The sequence below is a fragment of the Paenarthrobacter sp. 22069 genome, assembly GCF_052046035.1.
GTDB lineage: Bacteria > Actinomycetota > Actinomycetes > Actinomycetales > Micrococcaceae > Arthrobacter.
The window spans coordinates 90,187-110,765 of record NZ_JBQEQF010000002.1 but is presented as its reverse complement, the minus strand read 5'-3'; the positions used below and the strand labels follow the sequence as shown (position 1 = coordinate 110,765).

At 67.7% G+C, this 20,579-nt stretch carries 17 protein-coding genes; 8 read left to right on the top strand and 9 right to left on the bottom strand.

The genetic code is table 11. From position 1 onward, the window contains the following. Positions 1-83 precede the first annotated feature (83 nt). Positions 84-1,418: an MFS transporter gene (locus ACTJK0_RS02000; RefSeq protein ID WP_110541003.1), complete on the top strand. Its 1,335-nt coding sequence runs from the start codon at positions 84-86 to the stop codon at positions 1,416-1,418. Positions 1,419-1,493: 75 nt separating this feature from the next. Here ACTJK0_RS02000 and ACTJK0_RS01995 read toward each other — a convergent pair whose 3' ends face one another. The 3 genes from ACTJK0_RS01995 to ACTJK0_RS01985 all read right to left on the bottom strand — a co-directional run bounded on the left by ACTJK0_RS01995 (position 1,494) and on the right by ACTJK0_RS01985 (position 4,455). Then, positions 1,494-2,141: a phosphoribosyltransferase family protein gene (locus tag ACTJK0_RS01995; protein ID WP_110541002.1), complete on the bottom strand. Its 648-nt coding sequence runs from the start codon at positions 2,139-2,141 to the stop codon at positions 1,494-1,496. Between the two features lie 75 nt (positions 2,142-2,216). Continuing rightward, the gene (locus ACTJK0_RS01990; RefSeq protein ID WP_440744067.1) at positions 2,217-3,044 is read right to left on the bottom strand and encodes an alpha/beta fold hydrolase; all 828 of its coding nucleotides are present in this window, start codon (positions 3,042-3,044) and stop codon (positions 2,217-2,219) included. Positions 3,045-3,123: 79 nt separating this feature from the next. After that, positions 3,124-4,455, bottom strand: a complete 1,332-nt coding sequence (locus tag ACTJK0_RS01985) for an amino acid permease (protein ID WP_110542057.1) — start codon at positions 4,453-4,455, stop codon at positions 3,124-3,126. A gap of 377 nt (positions 4,456-4,832) precedes the next feature. Here ACTJK0_RS01985 and ACTJK0_RS01980 point away from each other — a divergent pair, with 377 nt between their 5' ends. From ACTJK0_RS01980 to ACTJK0_RS01960, 5 genes are read left to right on the top strand one after another with little or no spacing between them, the layout of a single operon-like run. Continuing rightward, positions 4,833-5,543, top strand: coding sequence for an NUDIX hydrolase (locus tag ACTJK0_RS01980; RefSeq protein WP_181422368.1), 711 nt, complete (start codon positions 4,833-4,835; stop codon positions 5,541-5,543). After that, positions 5,540-6,844 carry a quinolinate synthase NadA gene (gene nadA, locus ACTJK0_RS01975; protein WP_440744066.1) on the top strand — a complete coding sequence of 435 codons (1,305 nt, stop codon included), beginning with the start codon at positions 5,540-5,542 and terminating at the stop codon, positions 6,842-6,844. Before ACTJK0_RS01980 ends, nadA begins: the two co-directional genes overlap by 4 nt. Further along, positions 6,844-8,628 (top strand): FAD-binding protein, encoded by a 1,785-nt coding sequence (locus tag ACTJK0_RS01970; RefSeq protein WP_110540998.1) that lies wholly within the window; start codon positions 6,844-6,846, stop codon positions 8,626-8,628. The genes nadA and ACTJK0_RS01970 overlap by 1 nt, the downstream gene beginning before the upstream one ends. Beyond that, positions 8,621-9,538: a carboxylating nicotinate-nucleotide diphosphorylase gene (gene nadC, locus ACTJK0_RS01965; RefSeq protein ID WP_110540997.1), complete on the top strand. Its 918-nt coding sequence runs from the start codon at positions 8,621-8,623 to the stop codon at positions 9,536-9,538. The genes ACTJK0_RS01970 and nadC overlap by 8 nt, the downstream gene beginning before the upstream one ends. A 7-nt stretch (positions 9,539-9,545) precedes the next feature. Then, on the top strand, positions 9,546-10,712 hold the full coding sequence (locus tag ACTJK0_RS01960; protein ID WP_110540996.1) for a cysteine desulfurase family protein: 1,167 nt from the start codon (positions 9,546-9,548) through the stop codon (positions 10,710-10,712). A gap of 18 nt (positions 10,713-10,730) precedes the next feature. Here the strand turns inward: ACTJK0_RS01960 and ACTJK0_RS01955 are convergent, their stop codons facing one another. Together ACTJK0_RS01955 and ACTJK0_RS01950 are read right to left on the bottom strand one after the other, a co-directional pair. Continuing rightward, a complete protein-coding gene (locus ACTJK0_RS01955) occupies positions 10,731-11,264 on the bottom strand; it encodes a GtrA family protein (protein WP_440744065.1) in 534 nt (177 codons plus the stop codon). Between the two features lie 86 nt (positions 11,265-11,350). Beyond that, on the bottom strand, positions 11,351-12,013 hold the full coding sequence (locus ACTJK0_RS01950; RefSeq protein ID WP_110540994.1) for a DUF1684 domain-containing protein: 663 nt from the start codon (positions 12,011-12,013) through the stop codon (positions 11,351-11,353). Positions 12,014-12,179: 166 nt separating this feature from the next. On the opposite strand from ACTJK0_RS01950, the gene ACTJK0_RS01945 reads away from it, so the two are divergent. After that, positions 12,180-13,043 carry a hypothetical protein gene (locus tag ACTJK0_RS01945; RefSeq protein WP_440744064.1) on the top strand — a complete coding sequence of 288 codons (864 nt, stop codon included), beginning with the start codon at positions 12,180-12,182 and terminating at the stop codon, positions 13,041-13,043. Positions 13,044-13,113: 70 nt separating this feature from the next. Beyond that, on the top strand, positions 13,114-13,920 hold the full coding sequence (locus tag ACTJK0_RS01940) for a transglutaminase-like domain-containing protein (RefSeq protein WP_440744063.1): 807 nt from the start codon (positions 13,114-13,116) through the stop codon (positions 13,918-13,920). A gap of 88 nt (positions 13,921-14,008) precedes the next feature. On the opposite strand, the gene ACTJK0_RS01935 is transcribed toward ACTJK0_RS01940, so the two are convergent. From ACTJK0_RS01935 to ACTJK0_RS01920, 4 genes are all read right to left on the bottom strand, one after another. Continuing rightward, entirely contained in the window at positions 14,009-14,476 is a 468-nt protein-coding gene (locus ACTJK0_RS01935; RefSeq protein WP_110540991.1) for a MarR family transcriptional regulator, read from the bottom strand. Beyond that, positions 14,476-15,585: an LLM class flavin-dependent oxidoreductase gene (locus ACTJK0_RS01930; RefSeq protein WP_110540990.1), complete on the bottom strand. Its 1,110-nt coding sequence runs from the start codon at positions 15,583-15,585 to the stop codon at positions 14,476-14,478. Before ACTJK0_RS01930 ends, ACTJK0_RS01935 begins: the two co-directional genes overlap by 1 nt. A 181-nt stretch (positions 15,586-15,766) precedes the next feature. Next, a complete protein-coding gene (locus ACTJK0_RS01925) occupies positions 15,767-19,000 on the bottom strand; it encodes an efflux RND transporter permease subunit (RefSeq protein WP_440744062.1) in 3,234 nt (1,077 codons plus the stop codon). A gap of 69 nt (positions 19,001-19,069) precedes the next feature. Next, the gene (locus tag ACTJK0_RS01920) at positions 19,070-20,572 is read right to left on the bottom strand and encodes a malate:quinone oxidoreductase (RefSeq protein WP_110540988.1); all 1,503 of its coding nucleotides are present in this window, start codon (positions 20,570-20,572) and stop codon (positions 19,070-19,072) included. Positions 20,573-20,579: the final 7 nt, after the last annotated feature.

The window sequence follows — 20,579 nt, the reverse complement described above, 5'->3', positions numbered from 1 at the left end:
ACCCTATCGACTAACTGACCGTTCTGTCGGTAATTCTGAAGGCGTCCGGGCGGCGCTGCTGCCCAATAAACAATGGAGTTTCAATGACCACACCTTCCAAGGTGGACACCCCCGCCGGCCCCAGCACCCGGAGGGAGGAGCGCAAGGTCCTCGCAGGCACCCTCGTCGGCACCACCATCGAGTGGTATGACTTCTTCATCTTCGCCCAGCTGACGGCAACGCTGCTTTCACCGCTCTTCCTGGCACCGCTGAACGAATCCAATCCTGGCCTGGCGCAGATCCTCTCCTTCGCCCTCATCGGCATCAGCTTCCTGTTCCGTCCCCTGGGAGCCGTCATCGCCGGACACCTGGGCGACCGCCTCGGCCGCAAGGCAATGCTGGTCTTCACCCTGGTCATGATGGGCGCCGCCACGGCCCTCATCGGCGTCCTCCCCACCTACGCGCAGATCGGGGCCTGGGCACCTGTGCTGCTCATCCTGCTGCGCGTCATCCAGGGTTTCTCGGCTGGAGGTGAATGGGGCGGTGCTGCCCTGATGGCCGTGGAGCATGCGCCCATCAGCCGGCGCGGGCTGTTTGGCGCCTACCCGCAGATCGGCGTGCCTGTGGGCATGATCCTGGCCACCGGCCTGCTGTTCTTCCTCAACACCGGCATGTCCAAGGAAGACTTCGCCGCGTGGGGCTGGCGCGTGCCGTTCCTGCTGTCCATCGTCCTGATCGTGGTCGGCTACATGATCCGCCGCGCCGTCGCAGAGAGCCCGGTCTTCCAGGAGATGGCCCTGCGGAAGAAGGAAAGCAAGGCACCTTTGGGTGAGCTGATCCGGAACCACAAGCTGCCCGTCCTGTACTCCACGCTCATCTTCATCGGCAACAACGCCGCCGGCTACCTGCTGATCGCGTTCTTCATCTCCTACGCCACCAAGTCCCTGAAGATGCCCACCCCGCAGATCCTGCTGGCAACCACGCTGGCATCCTTTGGCTGGCTGATCTTCACCCTGGTGGGCGGCTGGCTCTCCGACCGCATCGGCCGGGTCAAGACCTTCCTGATCGGCTACGCCATCGTCTTCGCCTGGATGATCCCGATGTTCGCGCTGATCGACACCAAGGACATAGTCCTCTACGGCCTTGCCCTGTTCGTCCTGACGATCGGCCTGGGCCTGTCCTACGGTCCCATGTCCGCCATGTACGCCGAAATGTTCCCCGCCAACGTCCGGTACTCCGGCATTTCCATCGGATACGCCTTTGGCGCAATCCTGGGCGGCGCATTCGCAGCAACCATTGCCGAAACCCTGCTGCAGACCACCAAGTGGGCCGGATCAATCGGCATCTACATCATGATCCTCTGCGTCATCTCCGCCGTCGGAGTCGTCCTGGCCAAGGAGACCAAGGGCCGTCCGCTCGGCGTCAGCAGCCACCACTAGTCGCGGAGGCGTTGCCCACCCTTAAGGCAGCAGGCCCGGACCGCTTGGTCCGGGCCTGCTGCGTTGCCGTGCGGTTCAGCTGGACAGAAAACGCACCGCGTCGTCGTCGGTCAACTGGCTGAAGTGGCTGTACCAGCTGCCCACCGCGCGGAATTTGCCGGGGAGGTGCAGGCAGACCACGGCATCGCACACCCTCTCCAGCGACGCCTCGGCGTCAACGGATCCCACGGGCGCGGCGGCCACCACGGCAGCGGCACCGCCTTCCCTCATCGCTTCGACGGCGGCACGCATCGTGGCACCCGTGGCCAGGCCGTCGTCGACCAGGATGACTGTCTTGCCGGAGACGTCAAGGCCGGCACCCGGATAAAGCTGCACCCGGCGGAGGAGTTCGGCGCGTTCGCGCTCCTCCACGACGTCCAGCTGTTCCTGGCCGACGCCGTGGTCACGGACCCGCTCCAGCAGGGGCCTGTTGAGGAGCCGGACCACACGGCCGCGCGCCCAGGCGAGGGCGCCGTACGCCGTCTCCTCGTGCCCGGGAATTCCCAGCTTCCGCACCAGGACGGTGCCAAGGGGCAGGCTCAGGGCCTGGGCTGCGGCGGCCGCCACGGGGATGCCGCCGCGGGCAAGGCCAAGCACAACGATGTCCGGGCGTCCCTCGAACCGGGCCAGGGCGTCCGCCAGCCGCGCGCCGGCCTCCGTGCGGTCTTCGAAACGCCTGCCCATCTGTCCCTCCCGGCGCTGCAACCTGCCCTCAACATACTCCTGCACACGCTGCCGTGGTCCGGCAGCGCCGGCCGCTTAGGCGGCGAGGAACGAAATGGTTGCCTGCTTGAACGCCCTGCTGGTGATGGCGTTGGTGTGGTTGCGGCCCGGAAGGAGCAGCTGCTCGGCCATGGAACCGGCGCCGCGGGCCAGCTCGGCAAGCCGGGGCAGGGTGCCGGCCCGTTCGTCCTTGTCGCCCGCGACCAGCAGCATCGGAATGTGGGGGACCGCCTCGGCGGGATCGTAGGGCTCGGCCTTGATGGCCTCCACCAGGGACAGCAGTGCGAAGATGTTGTTCCCCGGCAGCAGCAGTGCCATTTTCAGGAGCTGGGCCGTGGATTCGTCCTTGATGGGTGTGCCGTCGGCCAGGTAGTCCTGGGCGGCGATGAGGTCGAACGCGGCCAGCGGATCCGAGTCGTTGGGTCCGCCAAGCACCACCCTGTGCACCAGTTCGGGCTGGGTTGCCGCGAACTCCCAGGCGAGCCGGGATCCCAGGGAGTAGCCCACCACGTCCAGGCCGCTGGAAGGGTCACCGTCCTGCAGGGGGCGCGCACCGGCGTCGAACGCTGCCTGGAGCAGGTCCGCCCGGATCCGGCTGGGGGAATAGGAGTCGCGGTCTTCGGGGGCTCCGCTGCGTCCGTGTCCCGGAAGGTCCACGGTAATGGCCCGGCGGCCGGCGTCCAGCAGGGCCGACACCCAGCCGGTGTCCTCCCAGTTGAGCTTGGAGGATGAGGAAAAGCCGTGCAGCAACAATACGGGCCGGAGGCCTGCATCGGCGGCAGGATCGTGGACCGCCACATACAGCTGCGGGTCGGTGCCTTCGACGGTGTGCGCCGGCTGCTGTCCGGTGTGCCTGCCGCTCATGGTGTCAGTTTCCCCAATCAGGTACGGCGCCTGGGCTGGCCCGGCGCGTCGGTGCGTCTTGCTGGAAGTACGGTCCACTCTACCTGTTGGCGGGGTGCTTCCTGCCGGTCAGTCTGGCCCCGGCGGCGCACGCCAGGGCGATACCGGCGATCAGTGCGAACGTGCTGAATAGCTGCACCCGGCTGGCGTCCGCGCTGAGGCCGACGGCGAAGATCAGGCCCAGCAGGACCAGCCCCAGGATGGTCAGGCCGGGGAACCCCTTCATCCGCAGGGGCAGTGCGGTTCCATCCCGGTTGGCACGCCGCCGCAGGATCAGCTGGGACACCAGGGCGCTGCCCCACACCACCAGGCAGGTGGACCCCACCAGCTGGAACAGCGCCGGCAGGATCCGTTCAGGGAACAGCAGCTCCAGGACCGTGGCAATGAAGCCGAACGCCACCGACACCGCCACGGCGAGGAGGGGCACGCCGGATCCGTTGAGCCGGGTCAGGACCCGCGGTGCCTCGCCGCGCTGGGCAAGGGAATAGGCCATGCGTGAGGCTCCGTAGAGGTTGGCGTTCAGTGCCGAGAGGAGCGCGACGACGGCCACCAGGGTGATGGCGGTTGAGGCGCCCGGGATTCGGGCGGCGTCCAGCACCCCGGCGAAGGGTGAGGAAAGGCTGGGCGACGTGGCAGGCAGGACGGCGGCAATGACGAAGACCGAACCGATGTAGAAGACCAGGATGCGCCACACCACTGTCCTGATGGCCTTGCCCACGCTGCGCTCCGGATCCTCCGTCTCAGCGGCGGCCACCGAGACAATCTCCGTCCCGCCGAACGCGAAGATCACCACGAACAACGCAGCCGCAACACCGCCCAGGCCCTGGGGCGCGAAGTTGCCCGTCAGGTTCTGCATGCCGGGGGAGGAAACACCCGGGAGCAGGCCAAGGAGCAGGGCTGCCCCCACGCCAAGGAACAGGATGATCACCGCAACCTTGAGGATGGCGAACCAGAACTCAAACTCCCCGAAGTTCCGGACGCCGGCCAGGTTGATGCCGGTGAACACCACCATGAAGAGCAGCGCCAGCGCCCACACCGGAACCACCGGCCAGACGGAGAACAGGAGGCCGGCGGCGCCCAGTGCCTCCGCGGCGATCACCACCACCAGCTGCAGCCACCACAGCCATCCGATCGTGGCACCCGCCGTGCGTCCCAGTGCCCGCTGGGCGTAGACGGAGAAGGCGCCACTGGTGGGATTCGCTGCCGCCATCTCACCCAGGGCCCACATCACCAGGATGATCAGTGTTCCGGCCACCAGGTAGGAAACGAGGACCGCCGGCCCTGCTGCCTGGATCCCGGCGCCCGAGCCCAGGAACAGGCCGGCGCCGATGGCACTGCCGAGCCCCATCATGGTGAGCTGGCGGGGCTTCATGCTGTGCACCGGCGTGGTCGCGGTCGTGGCCGCGGGGTGCGGCGGGGCGGATGTGGTCCGGTCAGACTTCATCGTCATGGGGGATGGGCACCTTCTGGGGCTTGGCTCGATGGTTCCGGTCCGCATGGGTCCGGTGGTCCTTGTGGGACTTCTTGAATTTACCGTCTCCGGGCGCAGGCCAAAAACGGCGAGAGGGCCCGGCCCGGGCCCGTGGCCGGACTCCCGGGCAGACTCCTCCGGCCGGCACATCAAAATCCCGGACGGAAACATTTCCTTTTCCGGTCCTGCGCGCCGTAGAATTAGTTTTGGTCAAGTTGACCATAACTAACGATTGGCGGCCCACCGGGCAGTCCTGATGGCGAAAGGCGGTGGATCGCTTGTACTACAGCTCGGCAAATGTCTCCGAGCGGCAGGCCGCGCCGCCGTCGTTGGCCATTTCCACCGTGATCTTCGCACTGAGGCCAAGCGAAACCTCAGGCCGTCCCACCCTGTGGCTTCCCTTGGTGCGACGGATCCGTGAACCTTTCAAGGGAATGTGGGCGCTGCCCGGCGGCCCGCTCAGCCACGAAGACTCGCTCCAGGACGCCGCCGCAAGGAACCTTCGGGAAACCACGGGCCTGGCGCCCCGCTACCTCGAGCAGCTGTACGCCTTTGGCGGCCTGCACCGCTCGCCCACCCAGCGGGTGGTCTCCATCGTGTACTGGGCCCTGGTCCAGCCCACCGAGGCGGCGCTCGCGGACGAGTCAGAGAACGTCAGGTGGTTCCGCGCTGACCGCCTGGGCGACCTGGCCTTCGACCACAACGCGATCGTGGACTACGCCCTCTGGCGGCTGCGCAACAAGCTTGCCTACGGTTCGGTGGCCTACCACCTGCTGGGCGAGTACTTCACGCTGGCCCAGGTCCGCGAAGTCTATGAAGCCGTCCTTGACCGGCAACTGGACCCGGCCAACTTCCGCCGGCAACTCAAATCCACCCCGGAAATCGAGGAAACCGGGGAGTACCTCCAGGGCGGCAAACACCGCCCGCCACGCCTCTACCGCTTTACCGGCCGGCCAGGCCTTGACCCAGACAACAGGAGCACACCATGAGCAGCGTCAACACGGCAATCCAGCTGATCACGCGCGAACAGGCCGAAAAGGGCGCAGCGGCCGAACGCAGTACCTGCAGCCCGGCCCTTGCCAAAGGCCCCTGGGACTATGACCTGGCCGAGGCGCTCGCCGGAGTACCCGCGTACGGCCCCGGAGCCTCCAGCGCGGACCCCGCCCCGGCCTCCACACCCCGCCAGGGCCAGCTGCCCGACGAGTACAAGCTGGCCAGCGACGCCGAGCTCGGGGAACGGATCAGGGCAGCCAAGGCCACCCTGGGGGAGCGTGCCGTCATCCTCGGCCACTTCTACCAGCGCGATGAGGTCATCCAGTACGCCGACTTCGTGGGTGACTCCTTCCAGCTCGCCAACGCCGCGCTGACCCGGCCGGACGCAGAGGCCATCATCTTCTGCGGCGTCCACTTCATGGCCGAGACGGCAGACATCCTCTCCACCCCGGAACAGGCAGTCATCCTGCCCAACCTCGCCGCCGGCTGCTCCATGGCCGACATGGCGGACGCGGACTCCGTGGAGGAGTGCTGGGAGCAGCTGGCGGAGATCTTCGGCACGGAGCCCGACGCCGACGGCCGGGTCCCGGTCATCCCCGTCACCTACATGAACTCCTCCGCAGCCCTGAAGGCATTCTGCGGGGAACACGGCGGCATCGTCTGCACCTCCTCGAATGCAAAGACGGTCCTTGAGTGGGCTTTCCAGCGGGGCCAGCGGGTCCTGTTCTTCCCGGACCAGCACCTGGGCCGCAACACCGCCAAGGCCCTCGGCGTGCCCCTGGAACAGATGCCCATGTGGAACCCGCGCAAGGGCCTGGGCGGCAACGGTGAACAGGCGCTGCTGGATTCACGGGTCATCCTCTGGCACGGGTTCTGCTCCGTCCACAAGCGCTTCAACGTGGCCCAGATCGAGAAAGCCCGCGCCGATTTCCCCGGCGTGCAGGTGATCGTGCACCCCGAATGCCCCATGGAGGTGGTGGACGCAGCCGATTCCGCCGGTTCCACGGACTTCATCAAGAAGGCGATCGCGGCGACCACCGAACCCACCACGTTCGCCATCGGCACCGAAATCAACATGGTGAACCGGCTCGCCGCCGAGTACCCGCAGCACACCATCTTCTGCCTGGACCCGGTCATCTGCCCATGCTCCACCATGTACCGCATCCACCCCGGCTACCTGGCCTGGGTACTTGAGGAACTGGTGGCCGGCCGCGTGGTCAACCGCATCACCGTGGACGACAATGTGCAGGCCAACGCCAGGACGGCGCTCGAGCGCATGCTCGCTGCGAGGCCGTGATGACGCGCCGCCTCGCCGTCGTCGGAAGCGGCATCGCCGGCCTCTACGCGGCACTGCTCGCTGCCGACGCCGGCGTGGACGTGGTGCTGCTGACCAAGGGCAGCCTGGACAACAGCAACACCTGGTACGCGCAGGGCGGCATTTCGGCGGTACTGGCCGAACCGGCGCCGGGAGACACCGTCGCCGCACACATCGCCGACACCCTCCGGGCAGGTGCGGGCCACTGCAACGAGGACGCGGTCCGGCTGATGTGCAGGCAAGCCCGCCAGGACATCGCCGCCCTCCAGCGCTACGGCGTGGCCTTCGACACGGGGGAGGGAGGCGCCGGACATGAAAACACAGAGAACGACGGCGGCCCTGCGCTTGGGCTGGAAGCGGCCCACAGCGCCCCGCGCATCCTGCACGCGGGAGGGGACGCCACGGGTGCCCGCGTCGCCGGCGCCCTCATCCAGGCCGTGCTGTCCCGGCGGGACGAGGGCAGGCTGTCGCTCCTCACCGGGGCCCACGTCACGTCGCTCCTGGCCCGGGACGGCCGCGTGGACGGAGTGGAATACCTTCACGCCGGCCGGCACGCCCGCCTCGACGTGGACGCAGTGCTGCTCTCCACCGGGGGTGCCGGCCAGCTCTTCGCCCAAACCACCAACCCCGCCGTCGCCACCGCCGACGGCCTGGCGCTCGCCGTCCGCGCCGGAGCTGCCACCGCAGACCTGGAATTTTTCCAGTTCCACCCCACCTGCCTGGTCAGCGCCGCCACCGCCCACCCCGACAGGCTCGACGGCCCGCTGCTGATCTCTGAGGCCGTCCGCGGCGAAGGCGCCGTGCTGCTCGATTCCGGCGGCCGGCGCTTCATGAAGGCGTACCACCCCGACGCCGAACTGGCCCCGCGGGACGTCGTCTCCCGCAGCATCGCCCTCCACCTGGCCAAGCTCGGCGACCCCAACGGACACGTCTACCTCGACGCCCGCCCCATCGAACAAGCAAGGGGCGCCGGGTTCCTCCAGCAACGGTTCCCAACCCTCACCCGCAGGACCCTCGACGCCGGCATCGACTGGACACGCGAACTGGTCCCCGTCGCCCCCGCCGCCCACTACTGGATGGGCGGGGTCGCCACCGACCTCCACGCCCGCACCAGCATCCCCGGCCTCTACGCGGCCGGCGAAGTTGCCTGCACCGGCGTCCAAGGGGCAAACCGGCTGGCCAGCAACTCCCTCCTGGAGGGACTCGTCTTCGGCCGCCGCGCCGTTGAAGACTTCCTCTCCGGTGGCCGGGGCTGGGACGCGTCCCGCGGCAGCGATGCTCCGCGTGCTGCCTCGGCCGCGGGCGGCCTCCGCTTGACGCACGCTTCCGCGCCCCTGCCGCGAAACGCAGGTGCGCACGGCGCCGTCCCTGCTGCTTTAGAAGGCGCGATCGGTCCGTCAGGTGCGCCAGGCGGGAGTTGGCCGTCCAGCTTCGGTGGGGGAGACGTGGCCGGGGAGCCCTTTTCGCGGGGGGCTCTTCGGCGGTTGATGACTGCCAATGCCGGGGTGCTGCGGTCCGGGGAGCTGTTGGCTTCGGCGGCCGGCACCCTTGCCGCCTGGGCCGCCGTCGTCTGTCCTCCTGCTGTTGCCGACTCTGCCGATCCTGCTGTGCACGAGGACCGGAACCTCCTGCTGGCCGCTCAACTGCTCGTCTCTGCCGCACTGAACCGGGCCGAATCCCTGGGCGCGCACTACCGCAGCGACATACCGGAACCATCCGACCATCCGTCCTCCCTCCGCCCGAAAGCGAGCCTGCTCCATGACTGAACCCGCCGTGATCGACCAGGCGGCCGCCCTGCGCCCGGCCCTGGACCTCACCCTTCCGTCCGCACCGGTACGGGAGATCCTGGAACGGGCCTTCGCCGAGGACGCACCCTCCGGGGACATCACCTCCCAACTGCTCATTCCCGCCGGCGCCACCGCCACCGCCGTCCTCAACGCCAGGGTCCCCGGCGTCTTCAGCGGGGCCACCGTGTTCCGGGACGCAATGCAGATGGTCGACCCCGCCACCCGGGTTGAGCTGCTCGTGGCGGACGGGGAAGCGTTCGACGCCGGCACGCACCTCGCCCGGGTCAGCGGCAGCGCGCGCTCGGTGCTGCTCGCGGAACGGGTGGCACTCAACCTGGTCCAGCGGATGTCCGCGATCGCGACCAAGACCGCAGAGTTCGTGCGCCTCGCCGGGGGAACCCGCGCCCGGATTACCGACACGCGCAAGACAACCCCCGGCCTGCGCATCCTGGAACGTTTCGCGGTGCGGTGCGGTGGCGGTTCGAACCACCGGTACAGCCTTTCCGATGCCGTCCTGGCCAAAGACAACCACCTCGCTGTGATGACCGGCGGGGATCCGGCCGGGCTCACCGCCCTCCTGCTGGCCGCCAAGGCACAGCTGGGCCACACCACCCACTTCGAAGTCGAAGTGGACCGCATGGACCAGATCGAACCCGTCCTGGCCGCCGGCGTTGACACCATCATGCTGGACAACTTCACGATAGAGGAGCTGAGGGCAGGTGTTGCCCTCGTCGCCGGGCGGGCCACCGTGGAGGCCAGCGGCAACGTCAACCCCGGCACTGTGGCGGCCATCGCCGGCACGGGCGTGGATGTCATCTCGGTGGGCGCCCTCACGCACTCGGTGGCAGCCCTGGACCTGGGCCTCGACATCGAACTGGCCGCCGGGTGACACCGCCGTGATCTTCCTCGACGCCGCCGCCACAACACCAGTGCGCCGCGAAGTTCTGGACGCCATGTGGCCCCACCTCACGGGGTCATTCGGGAACCCCTCCAGCCACCACACCCTCGGCGAAGCTGCCGCAGCCGCGCTGGCGCAGGCGCGGGCGGCCGTTGCAGGCGTGATCGGCTGCCGGCAGGGCGAAGTGGTGTTCACGGCGGGCGGAACGGAAGCGGATAACCTGGCCGTCAAGGGAATTGCCCTCGCCCGGCAGGCCGCAGACCCGCGCCTGGACCGGGTGGTGATCAGCGCCGTCGAGCACCCTGCCGTGGAGGAATCCGCGCGCTACCTCGAACGCTTCCACGGTTTCACCGTGGACGTTGTCCCGGTGGATGACGCGGGCCGCGTCACGCCAGCGGCCCTGGCGGGGATGCTTCGGCCGGAAACCGCGCTGGTGAGCATCATGTACGCCAACAATGAAGTGGGCACCGTCCAGCCCATCGCCGCGCTCGCGGAACTGGCCCACGCGCACGGCATCCCGTTCCACACAGATGCCGTCCAGGCCGCCGGTTGGCTGCCCCTGGATACGCGGGAGCTGGGCGTGGACGCGATGAGCATCTCCGGGCACAAGCTGGGGGCACCCAAAGGCTGCGGCCTACTGTTCGTCCGGAGCCGCACCCGGCTGGAACCGGTCATCCACGGCGGCGGACAGGAGCGGGGCCGGCGGTCGGGAACGGAGAACGTGGCAGGGGCGGTTGGCCTGGCCACCGCACTCGGGCTGGCCAGGAACCACCAGGAAGCGCAACGTGAAAGGGTAGCCGACCTGCGCGACCGCTTCATCCATGACGTCCTGGCCGGCGTGCCGGACGCCGTCCTCACCGGCCACCCCAGTGAACGGCTGCCGTCCGTAGCTTCGTTCTGCTTCCCCGGCACCAGCGGCGAGTCCGTGCTCCTGGAACTTGAACGGCGCGGCGTGGTCTGTTCCAGCGGCTCCGCCTGCGCCGCCGGCTCCGATGCGCCCTCATCCGTACTCACCGCCCTCGGAGTGCCCGCCGAGGTGGCCCAGACCGCCGTCCGCTTCAGTTTCGATTCCTCCGTGAGCCAGGCGGACCTGGACCATGCAGCCGCAGCCGTCAGGGCCGCCGTCGCTGGCGTCAAGAACCTGGGCGCCGGCCACAGCCGCTAGCAGGGTGCCCGCGGGGGGTCAGCGGTGGCGGGCGCGGCGGAAGATCCAGTGCCGCAGCATGCTGAAGCGCACCGCGGTGGCAAGGAAGCCGGACAACGTTGTAGCCACCAGTTCGTCGCCCACAGTGGCATCCGGGTTGAACCAGTGCAGCACGCCCAGGCTGCTGCCGGTGATCACCAGGGCCACTGCGATCACCACCATGCCGTTGAGGTGGTCACGCGTGCGGCGCTGCTGGCCCGCAATCTTGAACGTCAGCCGGCGGTTCAGGGCCGTGTTCAACAGGGACGTCAGGACCAGCGCCACCGCGTTCGCCAGCTGGGCGCCAAGCCACGGCCGCAGCAGCGCGTAGAGTCCCAGCGAGGCCGCGGTGCAGATGACACCGACCCCGGAGAAGCGCAGCAATTGCCGGATGACCGGGAAACGCAGGATCCCGCGGTAATGCTTCGTGGCGGGCGATCGCCGGGCAGGGGATTCCTGGACCGGGGATTCCTGGACCGGGGATTCCTGGACTGGAGATTCCTGGACTGGGGGCGCGGCCGCACCTTCCCTCATGCGGCGGCACCGGCGGCGCGATCAGTGCCGCAGGCAGGGAGCAGGAACGGAAGGCGCGCAGGGCGTCCGGAAATAACCGCCATGAATCAGTACAGCTCGCCGACGGGAATCTCCACCGCCAGCCGGTTGGACGGCCCTGGGAGCGGGCACGCCCACGCGTCGTTGTAGGCACAGGACGGGTTGTACGCGAAGTTGAAGTCCAGGACGTACCGGGCGCCGGGGCCGCTGCCGTTCACGCCGTGGAAAGCGCCCTTGATGGTGTCCAGGAGGTAGCGGCCGGCACCGTAGGTTCCACCCGGCTGGCCGGCCGTTGCGTCGCGGAACGGAACGAAGATGCCCCCGCCGTAGCCGTGGAGTTTCCACACGGCCAGCTGGCCCATTTCGGGCAGGTCGAAAGTTCCCAGCCGGACAAAGTGCACCACGCCATCGGTGCCGGTATCGACGCTCATCTCCCGTCCGGCGCCTTCCTTGGTCAGGGGCACGTGGAACCGGTAGATGGGATCGTAGTCGGCAGTCTTCAGGCCGGAGAAGCGGGCCTTGTCCGCGGCAGTCAGCGCCGAGGCCGGATGCGTGCCGAACATGAGGTCGCGCTGGTGGCGCCAGTAAGAGTGCGCCTCGGCCGGGCTGTCGGCGGAGATCCGGCGGACGTTGTCGTAGAGCGCAAACGTCCGCAGCCGCCAGTCGACGATGTCCAGGGCGGAGATGTCCGCGGGATTGTCTTCTGCTGCGCCGAGCTGATCTTCCGCCATAGCCCCAGCCTAGTCGCAGGGCAGGGCCGGGAACGTCCGACGGCGACACGGGGGCCGGTGCGCGGCTGGAGGGCGCACGGGGACAGACGGGGAGCAGCGCCGGCAGCGCAGGAAACACCGCCGTGGCGGCCGCGGGGGCGGGTGCTCCGGCGCTAGGCTGGCTCCCATGACAGGCACGCCGCGATCGTCAGTTCCTTCCGCCATGTCACTGGTGGCCGCCGCAGTGTTGCTGGCCGGCTGCTCCGGGCCGCAACAGGCAGGCCCGGGATGGACGGCCCAGCCGGCAACCACCGGATCGGCAACGTCCGGAACAGCAACGTCCGGATCCGCGGCTTCCGGACCAGGGGATTCCGCATCAGCGGCCCCGGGAACGGCGTCGGCCGCTCCGGACGCCGCCGCCAGCTCACCGGCCTCCGCTTCCGCAACGCCGGGCGAACCCCGGGCCGCGGCTACTGCCGCTTCCTGGAAGACCTTCTCGGACCCGGCAAAGTCGGTCAGTTTCGACCTGCCGTCGGACTGGATCGCCCAATCGGTGGCGCCGGAGGAAGGCGTCCTTCCGGGCGGCCTGAAAGTCGACGTGAAGAAGCCCGACGGAACCTTCGTGGCCGCGCTCCGGACCGGGCTGCCGCCGTCGTCCCCTGACTGCCCGGACGACGCCCGGCACCCGTACACGGTGATCAGCAGCGTTCCGTTCGACCTGGCCGCCCAGGGCGGAGCCGGAACCATCCCGCCGCGGATGGTCTACCGGGTCATCCAGGGGTACCGCTACTTCGGGTCCTACGGCATCACCAACCTCGTGGGCGGCACGGACGGCCGGGCGTGCGAACTGCGCAACGTGGTCCGTGGCCCGGACGGCAAAGGCGACTTATCGTTCGGCGACCTCGTGGGCCTGAAGGCATTCGCGCCCGATGAAAAGGTGGCCCCGGCACAGGCCTTCGATACGCTCGCTCAGGCAGCCCAGTACGTCAACGACAGTTCCGACTTCGCCAATGTGCAGCGGATGCTAATGTCGCTGAAGGTCAAAAACTAGTCCCGCCGCCCGCACCCACCAGGTACCGGGGCGCGGCCTTCCCGTCCGCCCCCAACACCCCCGGAGAGACATGGAACGCTCTGTTTCCGCACGCCTGGCTTTCAAAACCAACGCCAACACGAAGGTGGCCATGGCCATCGCCGTCGCGAGGAACAGCGGGTACTCATCCTTTGAAGAATCCCTGTCCGTCATGGCCGGCGGGGAAGAGGTTCCGCTGACGGAGATCTCCGACCACCACGGCGGCCGCTTCCACTACATGGAGTTCGCCGCGCCCACCGATGTCACCGTGGAGTACTCCGCTACCGTGGCAGGCCGCGGCGTCCCGGAAGATGCCAGCCTGGCCGACCGGATCCGGTACGTGCGGCCCAGCCGCTACGCCGAATCGGACCGGCTGCTTCCCACGTCCTACGCCGAGTTCGAGGGTGTCCAGGGGGCCGGGCTTGTGCGCGCCGTCCGGGATTGGGTCAACGGTGAGCTCCGCTACATCAGCGGCTCGTCCCGCGGGACGGACGGTGCCGTGGAGACGCTCCTGAGCAGGCGCGGCGTCTGCCGCGACTTCGCCCACCTGGCCATCGCACTGCTCCGCTCCAAGGACATCCCGGCCCGCCTTGCGGCCGTTTACGCGCCCGGACTGAGCCCCATGGACTTCCACGCCGTGGCCGAGGCCTACGTGGACGGCGCCTGGCACGTGATCGACCCCACCGGGCTCGCCCCACGGGAGTCGATGCTGAGGATCACCGCGGGCCGGGACTCATCGGATACGGCCTTCCTCTCCACGGTGGGCGGCAGCCTGGCATTGAACCAGCTGCGCGTCACGGCCGTGGTCAACGGGGAACTGCCGGAAGAGGATCCTTCCCGGCTCGTGCAGCTGGGCTGACCTGGTTCAGCTTGTTGGTCGGCGGGGGAGTACCCGCCGGCCGGTGCCGCCGGCCCGTTAGGCATACCGGCCGGAGTGCCTAACGGGCCTATTTTGGCAGCTGGCCCAGCGAATTCCGCAGCTTGTCGGTGAGGCGCATCAGTTCCTTTTGCTCCCCGGCGGTCAGCGCCGGGCCCACCAGCGCGGAGATGTCCCGGACATGCTCGCGGCCGATCTCCTTCTGCAGCTCCCGTCCTTCGTCCGTCAGCTGAAGCAGTATGCCGCGGCCGTCCTCGGGTGCCGGCATCCGGGCCACCAGCCCCCGCTTTTCCAGCCGCTCCACCAGCCGGCTCAGGCTGGACTGGCTCAACAGGACGTTGTCGTTGAGCTCGTTGAGCCGGAGCCAGCCGGACGGACACCGGCTGAGCGTGAACAGCACGTCGTACTCGTTCACCGCCAGCTTCCGGAATGCCGGCCCGGACTGCAGCCTCCGCATGACGGCAACCTGCGCCCGGAACAGCGATTCCCACGTTTCGGCAGCCAGCCGCATCGGCGAGTCGGATCCCCCCGCAGCCATCACGCCTCCGAGGTGGCTTTTTCGGCGTCCTGCGAAGCCAGCAGGGCGGCCACGCGGCCTGCGTGGGTGGGTGGCTCGGGAACATGCGCCGGCTTGAGGGCAGCGTATTCCTTGCGCAGCACCGGGAGTACTTCCTCGCCGAACAGGTCCAGCTGCTCCAGGACGGTCTTTAGGGGCAGTCCCGCATGGTCGATGAGGAACAGTTGGCGCTGGTAGTCCCCAAAGTACTCGCGGAAGGTCAGCGTCTTCTCGATGACTTCCTGGGGGCTGCCCACCGTCAGTGGCGTCTGGGACGTGAAGTCCTCGAGCGACGGGCCGTGGCCGTACACGGGGGCGTTGTCGAAGTACGGGCGGAATTCCTTGACCGCGTCCTGGGAGTTCTTCCCCAGGAAGAACTGCCCGCCGAGTCCAACGATCGCCTGGTCCGCCTTGCCGTGGCCGTAGTGCTCGTACCGTTCGCGGTAGAGGCCGATGAGTTGCTGGTAGTGCTCCTTGGGCCAGAAGATGTTGTTCGCGAAGAAACCGTCACCGAAGTACGCGGCCACTTCCGCGATCTGCGGGGTGCGGATGGAACCGTGCCATACGAAGGGGGCAACGCCGTCCAGCGGGCGGGGCGTGGAGGTGAAGTTCTGCAGCGGAGTGCGGAACTTGCCGGACCAGTTGACGGTGTCCTCATCCCACAGCTTGCGCAGGAGGCTGTAGTTCTCGATGGCCAGTTCCACCCCGTCCTGGATGTTCTTGCCGAACCACGGGTACACCGGGGCGGTGTTGCCGCGGCCCAGGACCAAGTCCACGCGGCCGTCGGCCAGGTGCTGGAGCATGGCGAAATCCTCGGCGATCTTCACGGGGTCGTTCGTGGTGATCAGCGTGGTGGCCGTGGAGAGGATGATCCGCTCGGTCTGTGCTGCGATGTAGGCAAGCGTGGTGGTGGGGGAGGAGGAAAAGAACGGCCGGTTGTGGTGCTCGCCCAGGGCGTAGACATCCATGCCGATTTCCTCGACCTTTTTGGCGATGGCCACCGAGGCCTTGATGCGCTCGTGCTCGGTGGGAGTGCGGCCCGTGGTGGGGTCCGTGGTGATGTCGCTGACGCTGAAAACACCGATCTGCATGATGTGCCCTTCCGTTCCTGGACTTGCTGGCTTGGTTTAAGTGTAAACCAATTTAGATGCATTTGCATCTATTGCCTCCTGCAACGCCCTGCGGCAGGGATTATTCCCGCGCGTCTCTTCCGTTTAATGCGCCGATGCCCGTACTGCGGGGCGGTACGGGCATCGGTCAGGGAATGCCGGACTATTCAGCGCCGCCGGGGGCAGCGCGGCGACCGCTGACCTTGGGCACCTGGCCGGTGGTCCAGTCGCGGAACTCGCCCTCCACGTCAGGGCCCGGGCCGAATTCGGGACGGGCCTTCAGGTCCCGGAGGAGCGCCTTCTTCTCGCGCCGTCCCTCGACGAGTCGGTACAGGACCGGGACCAGGACCAGGGTCAGCGCCGTGGAGGACACCAACCCGCCAATCACCACCACGGCCAGGGGCTGCGAGATGAAGCCGCCCCCGCCCGTGAGCCCCAGGGCCATGGGGGTCAGGGCAAAGACCGTGGCAAGGGCGGTCATCAGGATCGGCCGCAGGCGCTGCCGCGCGCCGTTGGTGATCGCGTCCGCCACGTTCATCCCGGGCCGTCCGTCGCGCGGCTGCCGGTACTGGTTGATGAGGTCGATCAGCACAATGGCGTTGGTCACCACGATGCCAACCAGCATGAGCATGCCGATCAGCGATGGCAGGCCCAGCGGCACGCCCGTGAGCAGCAGCAGGGCCACCGCACCGGTGGCCGCGAAGGGAACCGAGACCAGCAGGATCAGCGGCTGGATGAGGGACTTGAAGGTGGCCACCATGATGACGTACACGATGGCGATGGCTGCCAGCAGGGCCAGGCCCAGTTGCCGGAACGACTCTGCCTGCTGGGTGGTGGCGCCACCGATGGTGGCGGTGACTCCCGGCGGCAGCTGGACATCGGCCAGGCGCTTTTGGACTTCTGTGTTCACTGCGCCCAGGTTGGAGCCCGACGGCGTGATGGACACCTTGGCGGTGCGCTCACCGTTGCTGGCAGTGATGGAGACCGGGACGTCCACCTGCTCTACGGCGGCGATGCTTCCCAGCGTCACCGGCCGGCCGCCCGCCGGAAGCGGGATGTTCCGGACGGCATCGATGCTGGTGAACTTCGTGCCCTGGCCGATCCGGACGGGGAAGTCATTGGTGTCGATCCGGACCGTGCCGGCCGGGAGGGGGCTGATGGTGGAGGCCAGGACGCCTGCCACCTGTTCCTCATTCAGGCCGGCGGCCGTGGCTTTGGCCCGGTCCACCTTGACCTGCACCACGGGGTTGCTGGCAGCAAGGTTGCTGGCCACTTCGCTGGTGCCGGGCACGCCCGTCATGGCAGCCACCATGGTGTCGCTGGCAGACTGCAGGTCGGCGCTGGTGGCAGCCTTCAGCGTGATGTCGACGGTGGAGGAGGTGCCGAATCCGCCCTGCTGGGTGCCTACGGAGACCTTGCCTGAGTCGGGCACCTTCGCCAGTTCCGACCTCACGGTGTCCTGGAGCTTTTCCTGGTTCGCCTTTTCGTCCGTGACCACGGTGAAGGTGGAGTTCGAGGAACCGGTGGAGGTGAGTGCGGCGAAGCCGGCCTGGGCGTTGCCGGACGTGACCTGGACATCCTTGATGCCGTCGATGCCGCGCAGGACCCCTTCGAGGCGGATGGCGGCGGCACTGGTGTCGGCCAGGCTGGTTCCGGCCGGCAGCACCTGGCGCACGGTCAGGCTGTTTTGCCCCGAATTTCCCAGGAGATTGGTGGCCAGCAGCGGGGTCATGGCGCCGGTGGCACCCAGGACCAGGACTGCTGCCACCAGGGTGATGACCGGGTGCTTCTGCGTGGACCTGAGAATAGGGAGGTAGCCGCGCTGCAGGCGGCTGCGCTGTTCGGCGTCGTGGGCCCTTGCCTTGGCCTCGCCGGCAATGCGCCGGGCCTCCGGGGAGCCTGCAGCCGCGCCGGCGGGGGCGCCCTTGGGGTTCTTCAGGAACCAGTAGGCCAGCACCGGAACGATGGTCAGGGATACCAGCAGCGACGACAGCAGGGCCATGGTGACTGTCAGGGCGAACGGCCGGAACAGTTCACCGGCCAGCTCACCGACAAACGCGATGGGCAGGAACACCGCCACCGTGGTCAGGGTGGAGGCGGTGATGGCGCCGGCCACCTCCCTGATGGCGGTAAGGATCGCCGTCGACTTCTCCTCGCCATAGCTGAGGTGCCGCTTGATGTTCTCGATCACCACGATCGAGTCATCCACCACGCGCCCGATCGCGATGGTCAGCGCGCCGAGCGTCAGGATGTTCAGCGAGTAGCGGGTGGCGGAAAGGCCGATGAACGTGATCAGCAGGGACAGCGGAATGGACACCGCGGTGACCAGGGTGGACCGGGCGGACATCAGGAAGAGCAGGATGACGGCGACGGCGAAACCGAGGCCCAGCAAGCCTTCCGTGGTGAGGTCCTTGATGGACTTTTCGATGAACGGCGCCTGGTCGAAGACGGGGGTGAACTTGGCGTTCGAGCCCAGTTCGGCCTCGAGGTCCTTGAGCGAATCCCGTACCGCGTGGGAGATCGCCACGGTGTCGCCCTCGGGTTTCTTGGTCACGGAGACGGCCAGCGTCTCGGCGCCGTTGGTGCGGGTGATGGAGGTGCGCTCGTCGTCCTTGAGGGAAACATCGGCTACCGAGCCGATGGTCGCCGCGTTCTTGGCGCCGGACAGTGGCAGGGCCTTGATGGCATCGAGGGAATCGACGGGGCTGCCGATCTGCAGTGAGAGGGTCTTGCCCTGGTCCTCGAGCGTGCCCGCGGGGACCAGCGCCCCGTTGTTGGAGAGGGCGTCGCGGATGGCAGTGAGGCTGGCGCCGTTGGCTGCCATTGCGTCGGGTCGGGGCAGGATCTCGATGTGCTGGGACGCGCCGCCGGTGACATCGGCGCTGCGGACGCCGTCGATCTTCTGCAGCCGGGGTACGCTCAGCCGCTGCAGGTCGGCGTTCAGCTCGCTGAGCGGCTTGTCCGAAGAAACGGCGAGGAAGACGATGGGAAAGTCACTGATGCTTCCAGCGATGGCCTGCGGCTGCACATCGGCGGGCAGTGTCCGTTTGGCGTTGGAAATGGCCCGGTCGATCTGGTTCCGGGCCCGGTCCAGGTTGGAGCCGTAAGTGAACACCATGGTGATCTGGGAAACGCCGGTGCGCGACGTGGAGGAGGTGGATTCCAGCCCCTCCACGCCATTGAGCGCCTTTTCGAGCGGACCGCTGACCTGCTTGTCCACGACTTCCGGCGAGGCCCCGGGCATTGAACTGAGCACCGTGATCTGCGGGAACTCAATCGAAGGGATGAGCTCCTGCTTCAGGGACGACATGGTGATCACGCCGAAGACCGAGGCGAAGACCGTGATCAGTGCGATCAGGGCCCGGTTCGCCAGGGAAAGATGGGCCAGCCGGAACATGGGTGGACTCCTGGGGGTCTAAGTGACTGGTACATGCCCTGGGGGTGGCAGCCGCTGGCCCCGGCAGGGTCAGCGGCTGGCGGAAACGCTCTCCAGCTGGAGGGACTTGGCCGTGGCCCGTTCCAGCTCCGCGGCGAGGTCAGGATTCTCATCCAGCTTCACCCCGTAGCCGGGCATCATGTCCTTGAGCTTGGACTGCCAGCCCTTGAAGTTCTTGGGGAACGTCTTCTGGAGCAGCTCGATCATGATGGGGACAGCGGTCGACGCCCCCGGCGAGGCGCCCAGGAGCGCACCGATCGAGCCGTCACGGCCGGCGATCACTTCAGTACCGAACTGAAGGATGCCGCCCTTTTGCGGGTCTTTCTTGATGATCTGTACACGCTGGCCGGCGGTAATGAGTTCCCAGTCCCCGCCCTTTGCCTCGGGGTAGTACTCGCGAAGGGCCTCAACCTTCTGGTCGTGCTTCTTGACCACTTCCTTGACCAGGTAGGCGGTGAGGTCCATGTTGTCTTTGGCCACGGCCAGCATGGGGATGATGTTGCCCGGCCGGATGGACAGCGGCAGGTCCAGGTAGGAGCCGTTCTTGAGGAAGTTGGTGGAGAAGCCTGCGTACGGGCCGAAGAGGAGCGAACGCTTTCCGTTGACGTATCGGGTGTCAAGGTGCGGGACAGACATGGGGGGAGCACCCACGGAAGCCTGGCCGTAGACCTTGGCGCTGTGCTGGGCGGCGATGGCCTCGTCCGTGCAGCGGAAGAACTGGCCGGAGACGGGAAAGCCGCCATAGCCCTTGCTTTCGGGAATGCCGGAGGCCTGCAGCAGGTGCAGGGCTCCGCCGCCGGCGCCGACGAAGACGAACTTGGCGTGGATCTTGCCGTGTTCGCCTGACTTGGGGTACTTCAGCGAAAGGTCCCAGCCGCCGTCGGACGCGCGGGAGATGCCGGTGACGTCGTGGCCGTAGTTGACCTCGACGCCGTTGTTCCCCAGGTACGTGGTCAGCTCGCGTGTCAAGGCCCCGAAGTCGACGTCCGTGCCCTCGGCGGCGCGGGTGGCGGCGATGCGCTGTTTCGGATCGCGGCCCTTGACGATCAGGGGTGCCCACTTGGCGATCTGCGCGTGGTCCTCGGAGTACTCCATGCTCCGGAACAGGGTGTGCGGCTTCAGGGCCTCGTAGCGGCTCTTCAGGAACCGGGTGTGGTCCTCGCCGATGACGAAGCTCATGTGCGGGACGGTGTTGATGAAGCCCTTGGGCGAACCAATCAGGTTGTTGTCCACCAGGTGGGACCAGAACTGGCGGGAAAGCTGGAACTGTTCGTTGATGAGCAGTGCCTTGGCGGGGTTGACCGAGCCGTCTTTGGCCGCGGGGGAGTAGTTGAGTTCGCAGAGGGCGGCGTGGCCCGTTCCTGCGTTGTTCCACGGGTCCGAGCTTTCGAGTCCCGGCTGGTCCAGCCGTTCGAACAGCGAGATGGTCCAGTCCGGCTCCAGCTGCTTGAGGAATGCCCCCAGCGTGGCGCTCATGATGCCGCCGCCTATCAGGACAACGTCGGCGTGTGGGGTCTTGGAAATGAAGGTCACGATCAGT

What these genes read in the sequence shown, in the direction of transcription:
- ACTJK0_RS02000 (WP_110541003.1), top strand. Translation starts at nt 84, where the DNA reads ATGACCACACCTTCCAAGGTGGACACCCCCGCCGGCCCCAGCACCCGG.
- ACTJK0_RS01995 (WP_110541002.1), bottom strand. Translation starts at nt 2,141, where the DNA reads ATGGGCAGGCGTTTCGAAGACCGCACGGAGGCCGGCGCGCGGCTGGCG.
- ACTJK0_RS01990 (WP_440744067.1), bottom strand. Translation starts at nt 3,044, where the DNA reads ATGAGCGGCAGGCACACCGGACAGCAGCCGGCGCACACCGTCGAAGGC.
- ACTJK0_RS01985 (WP_110542057.1), bottom strand. Translation starts at nt 4,455, where the DNA reads ATGAAGCCCCGCCAGCTCACCATGATGGGGCTCGGCAGTGCCATCGGC.
- nadA (WP_440744066.1), top strand. Translation starts at nt 5,540, where the DNA reads ATGAGCAGCGTCAACACGGCAATCCAGCTGATCACGCGCGAACAGGCC.
- ACTJK0_RS01970 (WP_110540998.1), top strand. Translation starts at nt 6,844, where the DNA reads ATGACGCGCCGCCTCGCCGTCGTCGGAAGCGGCATCGCCGGCCTCTAC.
- nadC (WP_110540997.1), top strand. Translation starts at nt 8,621, where the DNA reads ATGACTGAACCCGCCGTGATCGACCAGGCGGCCGCCCTGCGCCCGGCC.
- ACTJK0_RS01955 (WP_440744065.1), bottom strand. Translation starts at nt 11,264, where the DNA reads ATGAGGGAAGGTGCGGCCGCGCCCCCAGTCCAGGAATCTCCAGTCCAG.
- ACTJK0_RS01950 (WP_110540994.1), bottom strand. Translation starts at nt 12,013, where the DNA reads ATGGCGGAAGATCAGCTCGGCGCAGCAGAAGACAATCCCGCGGACATC.
- ACTJK0_RS01945 (WP_440744064.1), top strand. Translation starts at nt 12,180, where the DNA reads ATGACAGGCACGCCGCGATCGTCAGTTCCTTCCGCCATGTCACTGGTG.
- ACTJK0_RS01940 (WP_440744063.1), top strand. Translation starts at nt 13,114, where the DNA reads ATGGAACGCTCTGTTTCCGCACGCCTGGCTTTCAAAACCAACGCCAAC.
- ACTJK0_RS01935 (WP_110540991.1), bottom strand. Translation starts at nt 14,476, where the DNA reads ATGGCTGCGGGGGGATCCGACTCGCCGATGCGGCTGGCTGCCGAAACG.
- ACTJK0_RS01930 (WP_110540990.1), bottom strand. Translation starts at nt 15,585, where the DNA reads ATGCAGATCGGTGTTTTCAGCGTCAGCGACATCACCACGGACCCCACC.
- ACTJK0_RS01925 (WP_440744062.1), bottom strand. Translation starts at nt 19,000, where the DNA reads ATGTTCCGGCTGGCCCATCTTTCCCTGGCGAACCGGGCCCTGATCGCA.